This is a genomic window from Micromonospora sp. NPDC092111 (genome assembly GCF_044755745.1).
Taxonomy (GTDB): domain Bacteria; phylum Actinomycetota; class Actinomycetes; order Mycobacteriales; family Micromonosporaceae; genus Micromonospora.
This window is the reverse complement of sequence record NZ_JBIVRQ010000024.1, coordinates 36,793-52,530: the sequence shown is the minus strand read 5'-3', so window position 1 is coordinate 52,530 and position 15,738 is coordinate 36,793. Positions and strand designations below refer to the sequence as shown.

At 72.2% G+C, this 15,738-nt stretch carries 12 protein-coding genes; 5 read left to right on the top strand and 7 right to left on the bottom strand.

All coding sequences use genetic code 11. From position 1 onward, the window contains the following. The first annotated feature begins 506 nt into the window (after positions 1-506). From ACIQG9_RS28080 to ACIQG9_RS28070, 3 genes are read left to right on the top strand one after another with little or no spacing between them, the layout of a single operon-like run. Positions 507-2,024, top strand: a complete 1,518-nt coding sequence (locus tag ACIQG9_RS28080) for a serine/threonine-protein kinase (RefSeq protein ID WP_400408069.1) — start codon at positions 507-509, stop codon at positions 2,022-2,024. 18 nt (positions 2,025-2,042) lie between these two features. Then, positions 2,043-3,347, top strand: a complete 1,305-nt coding sequence (locus ACIQG9_RS28075; RefSeq protein ID WP_400408068.1) for a sensor histidine kinase — start codon at positions 2,043-2,045, stop codon at positions 3,345-3,347. Then, on the top strand, positions 3,311-3,973 hold the full coding sequence (locus ACIQG9_RS28070; RefSeq protein ID WP_400408066.1) for a response regulator: 663 nt from the start codon (positions 3,311-3,313) through the stop codon (positions 3,971-3,973). The genes ACIQG9_RS28075 and ACIQG9_RS28070 overlap by 37 nt, the downstream gene beginning before the upstream one ends. A gap of 105 nt (positions 3,974-4,078) precedes the next feature. Here the strand turns inward: ACIQG9_RS28070 and ACIQG9_RS28065 are convergent, their stop codons facing one another. The 3 genes from ACIQG9_RS28065 to ACIQG9_RS28055 all read right to left on the bottom strand — a co-directional run bounded on the left by ACIQG9_RS28065 (position 4,079) and on the right by ACIQG9_RS28055 (position 10,448). Continuing rightward, the gene (locus ACIQG9_RS28065) at positions 4,079-6,643 is read right to left on the bottom strand and encodes an FtsX-like permease family protein (RefSeq protein WP_400408064.1); all 2,565 of its coding nucleotides are present in this window, start codon (positions 6,641-6,643) and stop codon (positions 4,079-4,081) included. After that, positions 6,643-7,452, bottom strand: a complete 810-nt coding sequence (locus ACIQG9_RS28060; RefSeq protein ID WP_400408062.1) for an ABC transporter ATP-binding protein — start codon at positions 7,450-7,452, stop codon at positions 6,643-6,645. Before ACIQG9_RS28060 ends, ACIQG9_RS28065 begins: the two co-directional genes overlap by 1 nt. A gap of 152 nt (positions 7,453-7,604) precedes the next feature. Next, positions 7,605-10,448, bottom strand: a complete 2,844-nt coding sequence (locus ACIQG9_RS28055) for an AAA family ATPase (protein WP_400408061.1) — start codon at positions 10,446-10,448, stop codon at positions 7,605-7,607. Positions 10,449-11,280: 832 nt separating this feature from the next. Between ACIQG9_RS28055 and ACIQG9_RS28050 the strand changes: the two genes are divergently transcribed. After that, positions 11,281-11,547: a DUF5988 family protein gene (locus ACIQG9_RS28050; protein WP_400408059.1), complete on the top strand. Its 267-nt coding sequence runs from the start codon at positions 11,281-11,283 to the stop codon at positions 11,545-11,547. 52 nt (positions 11,548-11,599) lie between these two features. Here the strand turns inward: ACIQG9_RS28050 and ACIQG9_RS28045 are convergent, their stop codons facing one another. The 3 genes from ACIQG9_RS28045 to ACIQG9_RS28035 form a co-directional block, all read right to left on the bottom strand. Beyond that, positions 11,600-12,376: a thioesterase II family protein gene (locus tag ACIQG9_RS28045; protein ID WP_400408058.1), complete on the bottom strand. Its 777-nt coding sequence runs from the start codon at positions 12,374-12,376 to the stop codon at positions 11,600-11,602. 49 nt (positions 12,377-12,425) lie between these two features. Beyond that, on the bottom strand, positions 12,426-12,641 hold the full coding sequence (locus ACIQG9_RS28040) for a hypothetical protein (RefSeq protein ID WP_400408056.1): 216 nt from the start codon (positions 12,639-12,641) through the stop codon (positions 12,426-12,428). A 230-nt stretch (positions 12,642-12,871) separates the two neighbouring features. After that, on the bottom strand, positions 12,872-14,665 hold the full coding sequence (locus ACIQG9_RS28035) for an MFS transporter (RefSeq protein WP_400408054.1): 1,794 nt from the start codon (positions 14,663-14,665) through the stop codon (positions 12,872-12,874). Positions 14,666-14,746: 81 nt separating this feature from the next. Here ACIQG9_RS28035 and ACIQG9_RS28030 point away from each other — a divergent pair, with 81 nt between their 5' ends. After that, positions 14,747-15,334 (top strand): TetR/AcrR family transcriptional regulator, encoded by a 588-nt coding sequence (locus tag ACIQG9_RS28030; RefSeq protein ID WP_400408052.1) that lies wholly within the window; start codon positions 14,747-14,749, stop codon positions 15,332-15,334. 90 nt (positions 15,335-15,424) lie between these two features. Here ACIQG9_RS28030 and ACIQG9_RS28025 read toward each other — a convergent pair whose 3' ends face one another. Next, complete coding sequence (locus ACIQG9_RS28025; RefSeq protein ID WP_400408050.1) at positions 15,425-15,691, bottom strand: PqqD family peptide modification chaperone; 267 nt, start codon at positions 15,689-15,691, stop codon at positions 15,425-15,427. Positions 15,692-15,738: the final 47 nt, after the last annotated feature.

The window sequence follows — 15,738 nt, the reverse complement described above, 5'->3', positions numbered from 1 at the left end:
TACCCAACTGCGCCGTCTCCGACGTGAACCGATCACCGGTCAACTGCATACCATCGCCCGAATCACCAGCAAACCGGATCACCACCCGGTCCAGTCGACGCACCCGGGTCGCCCCGGGCCCACCGGCGTCCGTCGCGCCGCCACCACCGTGCCGTGCTGCTGAGGTCATGTGCGGTCACGTCCCTCTCTCTCGGCGCGGCACCGCACCACGACGGTCCGGCACCCGGCGCGACGGGCCGGCCCCCTGGCGGCACCGGTCCCACCCACGGCGCGGACCGGAGGCCCCCATCCCGGTGGTCGGCGGCCCCGTCGCATGACGACGGTGCCGCCGACTGCATCGACCGCCGGCGAAAGCGCGTGCGACCACACGCTAGGTCGCGCCCCGGACCGCGCCAACCCTTAGCGATCCCCTACCGGAAACCCCGTCGCCGGGCCGCCGTCACCGTGGGTCCGCAAGGGACCGCCGAGGGGTCCGCGCCGCGCCCGAACATGGGACACTTGTATACATGGGCGAGCTGACCAGCGGCGCAGCGATCGAACCGGGGTCACCGCTCCGCCCCGGCGATCCGGCACGCGTCGGGCCCTACCTGCTGCGTCGCCTGCTCGGCTCGGGCGGCATGGGAGTGGTCTTCCTGGCCGAGGCGCCGGGCGGGGGCCGGGTCGCCGTCAAGGTGGTCCACGACGAACTCCGGTCCCGGCCGGAGTTCCGGCGACGGTTCGCCCGGGAGGTCGCCGCCGCCGGCCGGGTGGCCGACTTCTGCACCGCCCGGGTGCTCGACGCCGATCCGCAGGGCCCGATCCCCTACCTCGTCACCGAGTACGTGACCGGGCTGTCCCTGCACGAGCACGTGGCCCGGCACGGCTCGCTCTCCGGCCCACAGGCCGAGGCGCTCGCGGTCGGCGTGGCCGCCGGGCTCACCGCGATCCACGCCGCCGGGCTGGCCCACGGCGACCTGACCCCGCGCAACGTGCTGCTGTCACCGTTCGGGCCGAAGGTCATCGACTTCGGGCTGGCGAGCCTGATCGAGGCGCTCGACCCGACCACCGGCCCGTCGTACGGCACGCCGGGCTGGCTGGCCCCCGAACGGCTGGCCGGGTTCCCACCGGCGCAGCCCGCCGACGTCTACTCCTGGGGCATCCTCGTCGGCTGGGCCGCGACCGGCCGGCTGCCGGTCGACCCCCGGGTACGCCCGGCCGGCGCTCCCGACCTGAGCGGGCTGCCCGCCGGGCTGGCGGCGGTGGTCGCCCGGGCGCTGCACGCCGACCCCCGGGAGCGGCCCACCGCCCGGGAGGCGATGCTGGTCCTGGTGGGCAGCGCCGACACGGCGAGCATCCGGTCGGCGATGGAGCCGGTGACGGCGACCACCGAGCAGCTCGACGACGCCACCCGGTGGTACCCCGCCGTCGGCCACCCGGCCACGCTGGTCGCCCCGGGACCGGCCCGCCGGTCGCCGCCGTCCTGGCCCGCGGTGGCGACCGGGGTGGTGGCGGTGGCCGCCGCCACCGTGCTGGCCGTCGTCGCGCTGCGCCAGGCCGACGACCGGGACGCGACGACCGCCGACCCGGGCCGGTCCGCGCCGACCAGCGTGGCACCCAGCCCGTCGCCCAGCCCCTCCCCCGCGTCGAGCCCGTCGACCGGCACGGCGAGCGGGCGGGACGGGTCGCTGGAGTTCACCGTGCGGGGGGTGCACTGCGGGACGCGGGAAATCGGCTTCTGGCCGCTGACCCAGCAGGCGGACGGCGTCTTCTGCATGGTCGACGTCGAGGTGGCCAACAAGGGATCCAAGAGCGCCATTGTCTGGCCGCTCAGCCAACGGCTGGTCGACGCCGGCGGGCGCGGCTACACACCGGACAGCCGTTCACTGCTCTACTATCCGGACACACAGCGCTTGACGAAGAGCATCAAGCCCGGCGCGACGGTCAGCGGGTCGCTGGTCTACGACACGCCGGTCGGCACCGAACTCCGCCAGCTCGTGGTCTACGACACGCCACTGAGCGCGGGCACCACCATCAATCTGCCGTGACCGGGAGAGCCGGAGAACATGGACGCTGCCATCGCCACTCGGGTCCTGGGGCAGACGCTGTCGCGAGCCCTTCACGCCACCGGACGGGGCGTCGTGCTCGTCGCCACCGCCGCGCTCAGCCTGGTCCTCTTCGTCGCCACCACGCTCGCCACGGCGTTCATCCTGCTCGGCATCGGCGTACTGCTGCTGCCACTGATCACGCCGCTGGTCCGCCGGCTGACCGGGTTGTGCCGGGAGCTGGCCGGCCAGGCCGGCGTCCCGATCGGGACGCCCTACCTGCCCGGGCCTTCGCTGGAGCCGGGGGTGGTCGGCTGGGTGCAGCGCTGCCGGTCCATCCTGACCGACCCGGCAACCTGGCGTGACCTGCTGTTCCTGCTGCTCAACGTGGTGGTCGGGTTCGCACTCGGGCTACTGCCGGCCACCCTGCTGATCTACTCGGTGGAGGGGCTGGTGCTCTCCGCCGGCTTCTGGATGCTGATGCGCGAGTCGGGAGTGGACTTCTGGTACGGCTTCACCGCGATGGACACCTGGCCGCACGCGGTGCTCGGGGCGCTGGTGAGCCTGGCGGTGTTCGGGATCTGGCTGGCCGCCACCCCGCACATGGTGGCCGGTCACGCGCTCTTCGCCAAGGCGCTGCTGGGGCCGAGCGAGCGCGCGGTGATCGCCTCGCGGATGCGGCACCTGTCCGAGACCCGGTCGGACGTCATCAACATCCAGGCCACCGAGCTGCGCCGGATCGAACGCGACCTGCACGACGGCGCGCAGGCCCGGCTGGTCGCGATCGGGATGAAGCTCGGTGCGGCAACCCGCCAGTTGCGTACCAATCCGGACGTCGCGGAGACCCTGCTGGTCGACGCGCGCAACGCGACCGCCACCGCGCTGGAGGAACTCCGCTGCCTGATCCGGGGCATCCACCCGCCGGTGCTCGCCGAACGGGGCTTGGAGGACGCCATCCGGGCCATCGCACTGGAGAGCCCGATGGAGGTCGACGTCACCGCCGACGTGCCGGGGCGGCTCGCCGCCCCGGCGGAATCCGCCGTCTACTTCGCCATCTCCGAGCTGTTGAACAATGTCGCCAAGCACGCCAATGCCGACCGGGCGAGCATCGACATGCGCCATGAGGAGGGTTCGCTGCGGGCGGTCGTCATCGACAACGGCCGGGGCGGTGCGGACGCGTCGAATGGCACCGGTCTCCGGGGTATCGAGCGGCGTTGTGCTACTTTCGACGGGACGCTCGTCCTCAGCAGTCCCGAAGGTGGGCCGACCGTCGCGATCCTGGAGCTGCCGTGCGCGTTGTACTCGCCGAGGACCTCTTCCTCCTGAGGCAGGGAATGGTCCAGCTCCTCGAATCGTACGATTTCGAGATCGTCGCCGCGGTCGACAATGGCCCGGCCCTGCTCGACGCGCTGGTGACCCTGAGCCCCGAGGTGGCGGTGGTCGACGTGCGGCTGCCGCCGACGTTCACCGACGAGGGCCTACAGGCCGCCCTGGAGGCACGCCGCCGTTGCCCGGGGCTGCCGATCCTGGTGCTCTCCCAGCACGTCGAGCAGCTCTACGCCAAGGAGCTGCTTGCCGACGCCAGCGGCGGCATCGGCTACCTGCTCAAGGACCGGGTGCTCAACAGCGACCAGTTTGTCGACGCCATCCGGCGGGTCGCCGGCGGGGGCACGGCGATGGACCCGCAGGTGATCTCGCAGCTACTGGCCGGCCGGTCCCGCCGGGAACCACTGTCCACGCTGACCCCGCGCGAGCGGGAGGTGTTGAAGCTGATGGCCGAGGGGTGTTCCAACACCGCCATCGCCCAGCGCCTCATCGTCAGCCAGGGTGCGGTCGCCAAGTACACCACCAGCATCTTCACCAAACTCGACCTGGTGCCGGCGGACGACAGCAACCGACGGGTGCTGGCCGTACTGGCGTACCTCAACGGCACCCGCGCCGACGTCTCCTGACGCCCGCCCACAACGGCCTGGTCGCCCTTGCCACCCGCGACACCAACAGCACGCAGAGAAGCGCCCCCGGTCGATCGCCGGGGGGCGCTTCTGGTGCCTACCGTGCTACTCGACGGCGACGGCGGCCTCCGCCGGCCGGGAGAGCATCACCCGGCGTCCCGGCAGCAACGTGGCGGCGAAGGTGAGCACCGCCGCACCGGCCACCACGGACAGGTAGATCCAGAGCGACCCGGAGGGGACGGGCCGTCCCAGCACCACGATGCTGAACGGCATCAGGGTGACGATGGAGGCGATGGTCCCGAGGATGATCCCGATGATGGCGATCATGCCGGCCTCGATGCCGAGCATCTGGAGGGCCTGTTGCCGGGTGGCGCCGATGAGCCGCTGCATGCCCAACTCCCGGCGGCGACCGGCGGTGGCCACGATCAGGGTGTTCGCCACCGAGATCATGGTGTAGCCGGCGACCAGCGCGACGAGCAGGTAGTTGACCCACGCCAGGGTCTTGGTCCGCTCGGCGAACGTGGTGATCGCGTCGTGCCCCTCGATCAGGGTGCCCGGCTGGCCGCCGGTCTTCTCCCGCAGGCTGGCCGTGAGCGCGTCCCGGTCGGTGCCGGGGGCGGCGGTGACCAGGATCTGCCGGGCCAGCCCGGTGGTGCTGTGGGCGGCGAGCAGTTCGGCGGGGAGCAGGATCGTCTCGTACCCCTCCTTCGCCGGGTAGAGCGCGACCACCCGCAGGTCCACCGCCGACCGGTCACCGAGCCGCAGGGTGATCTGGTCGCCGACGCCGACGTTGAGATTCTTCCCGGCGACCTCGGGCAACGCCACCGTGTCGCCGGTGAGGTCGGTCAGGTTGCCGGCGGTCGTCTGCACGCCGGTGATGCTGGCGGCGCTGGCCCCGCTCACCCCCTGGAGTGGCCACGGCGACTCGACGTGCGACCCGTCGTACGGCTTGTTGATCCAGCCGGCGCTGGTGACGTACGCGGACGCCGCCTCGACGCCCGGCGCGGAGCGGATCGCCTCGACGGTGCCGGCGGGGAAGCCACCGGTGGTCGAGCTGAGCACCGCGTCGGCGCGGAGGTTGTCGGAGTAGTAGCGCTCGGCAGCCTCGTTCTGGGTGGTCTGGAGGTAGAAGTTGGCCAGCGCCAGGGCCACCGCCAGCATGATCGGGGTGACCGCGGAGGCCACCCGGACCGCGCGGGTCCGCACATTGATCGTGCCGAGGTAGCCGGCGAGCCCGAAGAACGCCCGCACCGGCACGCTGAGCATGGCGGCCAGCAGCCGGGTCAGCCCCGGGCTGATCAACGCGATGGCGATCGCCCAGCACATCACCGCCGGCCCGGCGGTCGCCGAGGCCACCGCACCCCTCATCGCGATCGCCGTGACCAGCAGGAGCGCGAAGCCGCCGCCGAAGAAGAGGATGGAGAACACCACCCGGGGCCAGCTGACCCACTTGCGCTGGATGGCGGCCTCGGCGATACCGGCGGTGGGCCGGATCTTGGAGGGACGCCGACCGGCGACGTTGGCGGCCATCAGCGCGGCGAAGATCCCGACGGCCGGGCCGATCAGGTACGCGAGGAAGCCCTGGTGGAACTCGACCACCGGCGAGATGACCCCGGCCTTCGAGACGATGTGGAAGAGCAGTGGTCCCAGGACCACGCCGGGCACGCAGCCGAGGATCGCCGCGCCGACCGCCACCACCAGCGCCTCGCGCCGCACCATCGTACGGATCTGCCGGGGCGTCGCGCCGATGGAGCGCAGCAGCGCGATCTCCTTCTGCCGCTGCTGCACCGACAGGCCGAGGGTGCTGGCGACCACGAAGATCGCCACGAAGACCGTCATGCCGGCGAACACGCCGGAGAGCGGGATGAGCTGGGCCTGCCCGCCGACCGCCTCGGGGAACTCGGCTGACCCACGGTCGTCGCCGGTCAGCACGACCAGCTTGCGGTCGGCGAGGGTTCGCTCGATCTTGCCGCGTAGGGCCTCCACGTCGGTGCCGGGCTTGGCCAGCACGCCGATCGCGTCCGCGCTGCCGGTGTGCGGGTTGAGTCGCCGCTCGTCGTCGCCGGAGAAGAAGAGCGCCGTCTGGTCCGCCTCGCCCGGCGGCGCGGCGATGCCGCTGACCTGGAAGGAGGAGGTTACCCCGCCGACCACGACGTCGACCCGGTCGCCGACCTTGACCCCGGCCAGCCGGGCCACCGCCCGGTCCAGCACGACCTGGCCGGCCTGCGCGGGCGGCTGCCCGTCGAGCTTGTACGGCCCGAGCTGGGCCGACTCCCAGCCGTGGCCCAGCGACTGGGTGCCGACGATCACCGGAGCGCCGTCGCGGACGACGGTGGCGGCGAAGGACGACTCGGCGATCGCCCGTTCGACCCCGGGCACCTGCTGGATCCTGCTCACCAGGCCCGGGTCGATCCAGTACCGTTCGGCCAGCGGCACGGACTTGATGTCCTTGGTGTCCTGCGGGTCCTTCTTGGGCACGCCGTAGGTCTGCTTGCCGCTGACCACGACGTCGGCCGCCGCCAACCGCTGCGGCGGGACCGCCAACCGGATGCCGGTCTCCATCAGCCCACCGCAGGCGACGATCAGGGCCACGCCGAAGAAGACCGCGATGAACGTCGCGATGAACGCGAGCTTGCGGTAGCGCAGGGTGCGCCACGCGAGGTACGTCATCAGAAGCCACCCCCGCCGGTGGACTGCGGCGCCCGGTTCTGCTGCCACGCGGTCAGGTGGGTCATCCGCTCGGCCACCACGTCGGCGGTCGGCGCCTCCAGCTCACCGATGAACTGGCCGTCGGCGAGGAACAGCACCCGGTGCGCGGCGGACGCGGCGACCGGGTCGTGGGTCACCATGATGATCGTCTGACCGCCGCTGGACACCGTCTCGCGGAGCAGTTGCAGCACCTCGATGGTGGTCTGGGTATCCAGCGCTCCGGTCGGCTCGTCGGCGAAGATGACCGCCGGCCGCATGATGAGCGCCCGGGCGATCGCGACCCGCTGCTGCTGGCCACCGGAGAGCTCGCTCGGCAGGTGCTTGCGCCGCTCCGCCAGCCCCACCCGGCCCAGCACCTCCAGCACGGAGGAGCGGTCGGGCCGGCGGCCGGCCAGCCGGAACGGCAGGCCGACGTTCTGCTCGACGTTGAGCGCCGACATCAGGTTGAACGCCTGGAAGATGAAGCCGACCCGCTCACGGCGCAGGGCGGTGAGCTGGTTCTCGTTCATGCCGCTGAGTTCCTTGCCGTCCAGCATCACCGAGCCGGACGAGGGCACGTCGAGCCCCGCCGCGCAGTGCAGGAAGGTGCTCTTGCCGGAGCCCGACGGCCCCATCACCGCGGTGAAGCTGCCCCGCGGGAAGCTCATCGTGACGCCGCGCAGCGCGTCGACCCGGTTCTCACCGCGCCCGTACGTCTTGCGGACGTCCCCCAAACGGACCGCGTCGCCGGACCCGCTGATGGGCGTCCGACTATCCTTGTTCCTGTTCACCTCATGCTCCCCGCAGAAGAACGTCGCCAGACGGCGGTGGGTATATGTTCACGGTATGGATCGGGCGGGCGGTGCTCTATGGAGCTAATGACCCGAAGCGGTGGGCCTAGACCCACACCCTCGGGTCGGGTTTCCGAGCCGCCCGCACCGGCTCAGCTCGCCTGCACCGCCGCCGACTCCCACTGCGGCCAGGCGCGGTCGGCCCCACTCGGCGCCACCGCCAGCAGTCCGGCCCCGGTGGCGTCCATCGGAAGCCCCAGCGACAGCTCGGTGCGTCGCCGGACGTTCAGCTTCCGGTAGACCCGGGTGAGGTGCTGCTCGACCGTGCTCACCGTGATGTACAGCTTCTTGCCGATCTCCCGGTTGGTGTGGCCGAGCGCGGCCAGGGTGGCGACCCGCTGCTCGGCGTCGCTGAGCCGGGACATCTCCTCGTGCTCCGACGGGACGTCCGCCTCCTCGCCGCCGGCCGCGTCGCCGCCGGGCAGCAGCCGACGGCACAGCGCCTGCGCCTGGATGTCCTTGGCGAGCTGCATCGCGCTGCGGGCCACCACCCGCGAGGTGTTGAACTCCCCGCGCCCGTAGTGCGCGCTGCTGAGCGCGGCGAGGGCGAGGAAGAGCTGGTACCGGTCGCCGGACTCCTGGAGCAGGTTGGCCGCCTGGCGCAGGGTGTTGACCCGCTGCTTCACGTCCAGCGCCGACCCGAGTAGCCGCAGTGAGATCCCCCTGGTACGGGCGTTCCCGGCACCTGGCCGGCCCAACTGCTCGGTGACCATGCCCCGGGCCATCTCCGGCCGGCCGGAGCGCAGGTAGACCTGGGCCAGGTCGCCCCGCCACGGCAGCAGGGTCGGCAGGTCCAGGCCCCACTGGGTGGCCAACTGCCCGCAGGTCTCGAAGTCGGCGAGCGCCGCGTGCACCCGTCCCCCGGCCAGGTGCAGGTGGCCCCGGGCCCGCAGGTAGAGCGGCCAGAACCAGGTGTCCCGCATGGCGTCCGGGATCACGTGCTTGAGTAGCGCCTCGGCCTCGTCGAGCTTGTCCATGCCGATCTTGGCAAGCAGCATGTTGGACAGTGGGGAGCCGATCGCGACACCCCAGTTGTGCGGCGACATGGCGTCCAGCGCCTCGCGGGCGAAGTGCTCGCTGAGCGGCAGGTCGCCCTGGCGGAGCGCGATGTGCGAGCGGACGTCGGACAGCAGGGCGTGCCAGGTGGTGGCACCCCGGGCGCCGGCCTCGGCGCCGAGCACGTCGCACCAGTGCACCGCCCGGTCCATCCGGTCGGCGTAGACCAGCGTCTGCAACGCGCACAGCGCCGACTCCAGACCGACGTCGACCAGCAGGTAGCTGCCGAGCACCTGTTCGGCGCGGGCGATCACCTCGTCGGTCACCCCGGCGGTGAGGACGGTGGTCAGCGACGGGGTGGCCGACCCGAGCGCGCCGCCGGGACGGGGCTGGGTGACCGCCGGCGCGGTCCCGCCGGCAGCGGTGGGGGCGTCGTCGAGCTCGGCGAAGGCGACCGGGAAGTGCAGCCGCAGCCACTCCGTGCACGCCTCCAGCTCGGCGGCGGTGGTGGGGTCCAGTTGCCGCCGCGCGTCGCGCAGGTGCCGCAGGGTCTCCTGGGCGCCCTCGCGGTGGCCGTGCCAGAGCTGGTAGCGCAGCAACGCGGCGGCGTGCCGTCCGGAGAGGTGGCCGGCGCGCAGCGCCTCGCGCTGCGACTGGAGGTGCTGGCTGACCGCGGCCGGGTTGATGCGCCACTGGCAGTCGGCGAGCATCGCGGTGATCGCGGCCCGCCGGGGTACGTCGTCGCACATCTCGTGGGCCAGCTTGAGCGATTCGACCGCGTCGTCGACGCGGTCGTCGGCGAGCGCGTGGGTCGCCGAGTCCTGGAGCACGGTGATCGCCCACGGCTCGGCGAGACCGCCGGCCGCGATCAGGTGCCCGGCGATCGCCGAGGCCGGCGCGCCCTCGGCGTGCAGCAGCGCGGCCGCGTGGGCGTGCATCGCCGACTGGGCCTCCGGGGCCAGGTCGTGCAGCACGGCGGCGCGCGCCGCCGGGTGCCGGAAGCGCCCGGCGTCCAGCAGGCCGGACGTGGTCAGCGCGTTGAGCACCCACTCGACCCGGGCCGGTTTGCTGTCCAGCAGCCGGCTGAGCAGCGCCGGGGTGGCGAAGTCGCCGAGCAGGGCCAGGCCGTGGGCCATCTCCAGGATCGCCGGGTCCCAGCGCCGCAGGCAGGCCAGCACCGCCTGGCGGAACTGGTCGCCGACCACCACCTGGGCGGCGTCCGCCGCCCCGTCGGCCCGCCGGTCCTGGCCGAGCGCGTGCAGCAGCAGCGGGTTACCGCCGCTGATCCGGTGGTACGCCGGGGCGAGCGCGGTGGCCGACTTCTCGTCGGTCCAGCCGCGGAGCACCTCGGCGACCCCCGCCTCGGACAGCGGCGAGAGCTGGATGTTGCAGAAGCATGCCTGCCTGGTGAGCTCGGCGCGGAACGCCGGGTTGAGGGGCTGCGGCTGCGGCGACTCGGTGAGCACCACCAGGATCGACGCCGCGGTGAGCCGGCGCTGCAGGTAGAGCAGGGTCTGCAGGGTGGTCTCGTCGGCGAACTCGACGTCGTCGACGAGCAGGACGAGCGGCCGGTCACGGGCGATGTCGAGCAGTTCGACACACATCCCGCGCACGGCCCTGATGTCGGCGTCGCCCTCGGTGGTGGCGATCCCGAGGTCGAGGAACGCGCCGATGCGTCGCATCACCTCGGCCGGCAGCGGCACGCTGTTGAAGAGCTGCCCCATCACGGCGGCCGGGAGCAGGCGCTCGGCCCGGGAGCAGGCGGCGCTCAACACCAACCCGCCCGCCGCGTCGACGTGGTCGGTGAAGGCCCGCAGCAGCTCCGTCTTGCCGGTGGCACCGGGGCCGCTGATCAGCGCGACCCGCCCCCTGCCGCTGGCGCTTCCGGAGTAAAGCTCCCGCAAGATGTCAAGCTCGCGGCTTCTCTCCACGAATTCCACCCGTCTCCCCCCACAGGTCAGCGATCACGCATCGAACGGGGCGCTGTCGACTGCCGGGACCTGCCCCAACGGGTCCATCGTCTCGATGCCACGCGGTTCGCCGAGGCTCACCCGGCCCACCGACCAGGCCAGCCCGCAAACCGGGTATTGCAATGATGGTCGCCAATTTGTTGACAACTTTCCCGCGCCTCGACGGCGAGCACAGCATACATAGACACCCGTACAAGAGGGTAGTGGGGTGGTGATGCTTCGTCACCAACATTACGCGCCGGCGAGGCGTTATGTCGGATTGTCGGTGCGCACCGAGAAATTACCGCCCGGTAGCAATTACATGATCCAATAACGACTTCGCGCCTCCCACCTGCGTTGATGGCCGCCGAATCGACCGCCACCAAGCGCCCTGACCAGGGAAGGAGGTGCGGCGGCGGGACCCAACCGGACGGATTGGAGCAAGTCCACACCGGACCCCCTGACCCCGACGACGTCGTCACACCACCACCGACCGGGCGAGAAGCAGCGAATCGGGCAATTGACTCTTGAGCAAAAATTGAGTTTCAACGAGGAGACAGGACTATTACGAATGCAATTCGTGAGCTCCATGCAATCCTGTCGACCTTGCGACATCGTCGGAGGCTATCGCAAATGCGACTCGACTGCCCGGAAAGTGACCGCAGGTTGGCCGGGCGCTGAAATCTGGTCGCTGACCGGGCAGTTAGGGGTCGCTTCCGGGTATGCGGGGGCCTTCCGTCCCGCCAGGCTGGAGCCATCCGAGGGCAGTGACGCACAACACGGTGTCGGGGAAACGTCTCCGCCACCAGCCGAGGAGGAGAGCGTGGACGATCTCACACAGGTGAGCAGCGCGCGGCGATTCAGCGACGTTCGCGGCGGCGACCACGTCGACGTGGTGCTCGAGGGTGGACCGACCGGCCTGCCGGCGACCGCGCGGGCGCAGAGCGCCCCGGCCGGCACCGGCCGGATCAAGGTGCCCTACCTGGGCGGCTACGAGCACTTCGAGCGCTCGGGCGACCACGACGGCCTCGACGACGCCTCGCGGGTGGTGGTCTTCCGCTGGACCATGCGGACGAAGATCGCCGAATGACGGCACGGGAAGGGGACACCGGCGACCGGTGCCCCCTTCGTCGCTGTCCGGGTCAGCCGGCCGGTTCGGCGGGCACCAGCCGCTCCAGCTCGGTGCCGATCAGCCGGATCACGTCGCCGGCGTGGTCGTTGAGGTAGAAGTGCCCACCGGGATAGACCCGCACGTCGCACTCGCCGGTGGTGTGGTGCCGCCAGTCCCGCGCCTCGTCCAGCGTGGTCATCGGATCCGCGTCGCCGGTGAGCACCGTGATCGGGGCGTCCAGCCGGTGCGCCGGGTCGGCCCGGTACGTCTCGACGGCCTTGTAGTCCCCCCGCACCGCCGGCAGGATCATCGGCAGCAGCTCCGGGTCGCCCAGCACCCGGGGGTCCGAGCCGCTGAGCCGGGCCAGCTCGGCCAGCACGCCCCGGTCGTCGCGGGTGTGCACGTACCGCTCGTCGCGGACCCGGGACGGGGCCCGGCGACCGGAGGCGAACAGCCGCAGCGGCGGCCGGCCCGTCCGGTGTTGCAGGCGCAACCCCACCTCGTACGCGAGCACCGCGCCCATGCTGTGGCCGAAGAGCGCGACCGGCCGGTCCAGCCACGGCCGCAGCGCCCCGAACACCCCGTCGGCCAGGGCGGCGACGGAGTCCAGGACGGGCTCGTGCCGGCGGTCCTGCCGGCCCGGGTACTGGATCGCCAGCACCTCCACGGCGGGCGAGAGCGCCCGGGAGACCGGGAACAGGTAGCTGGCCGAGCCACCGGCGTGCGGCAGCGCCACCAGCCGGATCGCGCTGGACGGCGCGGGATGGAACCGCCGCACCCAGAGGTCGTTCTCGAGCGTTGCCGTCATCACTGGTCCTCTACGGATCGGCGCTGCGGGGCGCCCCGCAGCGGGACGTCTACAGCGGGATGTTCCCGTGCCGGCCGCGCCCCCGTGGCGTCTCGGCCGACGCCCGGGTGAGCTGGTTGCGGGTGTCGACCGGCTCGATGACGGCGGCGGCGGGCGGCGCCACCGGGGAGTCGACGTCCAGGAGGCCGCCCAGGCGCACCGACGGCGCGCGTGGGTGGAGGTCGACGGGCTCGGTCCGCTCCGGTGCGTCAACGGTGATCGCCATCATTGCTCCCTGCCGGCGGGCCGGGCGGCACCGGCCGCGCGGCACCCCCGCGACGCGCCGGTACCCCCTCTGACGCAGCGAGCCTAGGAACGCCCGGATTACCGCGACAACCCCTAAGCGGGGCACCGGCCCCCTAGCCCGAACCCACGGCGAGCTGCGAAAACCGGGTACGCAAAAGGTGACGTTCCCGCGAGGGGCGGGAACGTCACCGTCACCACAGGGGACTGCGGTCAGGCCACCGGGTGCGCCGGTCGGGGCGCGGCGGCCGGCTCCGGTCCGATCCGGATCGCTGGACCCGGCTCCGCGTCGGCGGGTCCGGCACCGTCGACGGGCGCGTCGGCCGACACCCACGCCGGGTCGACGGACGCCGACCCCACGTCGGCGGCGGCGGTACCGGGGGCGGCACCGTCGGCGGACCCGGCACCGGTCGGGGCGGCGGCGTCGGCGGACCCGGCACCGGTCGGGGCGGCGGCGTCGTCCAGGCCGGCGGGCGGGGCCTGCGACGGCACCGACGCGCCCACGTTGCGCAGCAGCACGGCGGCCAGCAGCGCGGTCACCAGGAGGATGACGCCCGAGACACTCGCGGCGGCCCGCAGTTCGTCGGCGAAGGCCGCCCGGGCCACCGTCACCAACGTCTCTGCCGGGGTGGTGGAGAGCGTCCGGCTCATCTCGACCGCGCCGCCGAGCGTCTCCCGGGCCGCGACCCAGACGTCCGCCGGCACGTCGTCGGGCGCCGGGCCGGCGAGCTGCTGCCGGTAGACGAACGCGCCGATGCTGCCGAGGATCGCCACGCCGAGCGCCGCACCGAACTGGCTGCCGGTCTCGGAGAGCCCGGCGGCGGCGCCGGCCCGCTCGGGCGGCGCGGTGGAGACGATCAGCTCGGCGCTCAGGGTCAGCACCATCGCGATGCCCCCGGCCATCAGTGCCTGGCCGACCACGATGAACGCCAGCCCCGACTCGTCGCCGACCTGGGTGAAGACCACGCAGCCGACGGTCGCCACCAGCAGGCCGCCGGCGGCGACGTAGGCGCGCTTGAAGCGCTGGGCCAGCATCGGGGCCAGCACCGCCGCGCCGACGCCCGCCGCCCCGGCGGACGGCAGCGACCACAGGCCGGCGGCGAGCGGACGCAGCCCGAGCACCAACTGGAGGTACTGGCTGATGAAGAACATGAACCCGACCAGTGCGAAGTTGGCGAGCACGTTCATCACCACCGCGGCGCTGAACGCCGGGGCGCGGAACAGTCGCACGTCGATCACCGGCTCGTCGAGGCGTCGCTGGCGCAGCACGAAGACGGTCAGGAAGAGCAGGCCGGCGACGACCCCGGCCACCGGCGGCCAGGTCAGGCCGTCCTCGGCGAACTGCTTGATGCCCCAGATCACCGGGAGCACCGCGACGAAGGCGAGGACGGTGCTGAGCAGGTCGGGTCGACCGGCGGCGGCGTTGCGGAACTCGGGCAGCAGCAACGGCGCGAGGATCAGCAGGAGCAGCATGATCGGCACGTTGATCTCGAAGACCGTGCCCCAGGAGAAGTACTGGAGCAACGCCCCGCCGGCCACCAGGCCGATGACGCCACCGGCGGAGAAGCCGGCCGCCCAGATCCCGATCGCGGCCCGGCGCTCGTTCTCGTCGTGGAACATGCTCCGGATCAACGACATGGTCGACGGCATGAGCGTCGCGCCGGCGGCGCCCATCACCGCCCGGGTCCCGATCAGCATGCCGGGACTGCTGGAGAGGGCCGTGGCCACGGATGCGACACCGAACACCGCCGCGCCGATCATCAGCAGCCGGCGGCGCCCGATCCGGTCCCCCAGCGTCCCCATCGGAATCAGCAGGCCGGCCAGCACGAAGGCGTAGACGTCCGTGATCCAGAGGAGCTGGCTGCTGGTCGGCTCAAGGTCCGCCGTGATGAACGGCAGGGCGTACGACAGCACGGTCATGTCCATGCTGATGATCAGTGTCACCATGACGAGTACCGCGAGGCCGATCCACTCGCGGCGGCCGGCCTTTGCCTGCGCTGTAGCCATGGCCGAAAGCTACCACCGGATTTATACAAACGTATATATCCGGCTGATGAATTAGGGGGTGGTTCCGAGTAGGGTGACGCCGTGGGTCATCGGGAACGCCTCCTGGCTGGGGCCAGGGTCTGCCTCTACGAACGCGGCTACACCCGCACCACGGCCCGCGACATCGTCGCGGCGTCGGACACGAACCTGGCGTCGATCGGCTACCACTTCGGGTCCAAGGAAGCGCTGCTGACCGCAGCCCTGGTGCAGGCGTTCGAGGAGTGGGGCGTCGAGATCGACCGGGTGCTGCGCGACGGCACCCAACCCGACCTGATGGACCGGCTGGAGTCGATGTGGACCGGCCTGGTCGAGTCCTTCGGCACGCACCGGCCGCTCTGGGTCGCCGGGATCGAGGCGTTCGCGCTGGCCGAGCACCTGCCGGTGCTGCGCGAACAGCTCGCCGACAGCTACGCCCGGGCCCGCCCGGCGCTGGCCGCCTTCGTCATCCAGAACGGCGGCGACAATGTCAGCGACGAGACCCGCAAGGCCGTCGGGTCGTTCCTGCTGGCGCTGATGACCGGGCTGACGGTGCAGCGCCTGCTCGACCCCGAGGCCGCCCCGTCCGGCCAGGAACTGGCCGCGGCGCTGCGGCTGATCGTCGGCGCGGTGAACGACACCGCCGGCGACTGACCCACTCCCGGAACAGGGGTCGCCTCCTCCGCTGGCCGGCGGCCGGCCCGGCACAGGGGGGCCGGATAGGGGTCACCCCCGGCCGGCCGGTCACTCCACCCGGACCAGCCCGGCCCGGAGCATGTCCGCCAACCAGACGTCGAAGTCCCGCCGGGTGGCCGCCGGATCGGCCGCCCACTGCCGGGCGAGGACACCGGCCGCGCGCTCCAGCGAGCCGCCCTGCTGCTGCAACGCGATCCACATAGCCGCGGCGGTCGCCCCGAACCGGTATCGCAGTCCGTCCCGTTCGGAGGTCAGCTCAAGCTGCCCGCTCCGGGTGACCTTCGCGACGATCCCCTGTTCGAGTCGCACCCGCATCCTCCCTGCCTCTCCGCGTCCACCCTGGTGGCACCTGCGGCGAACCG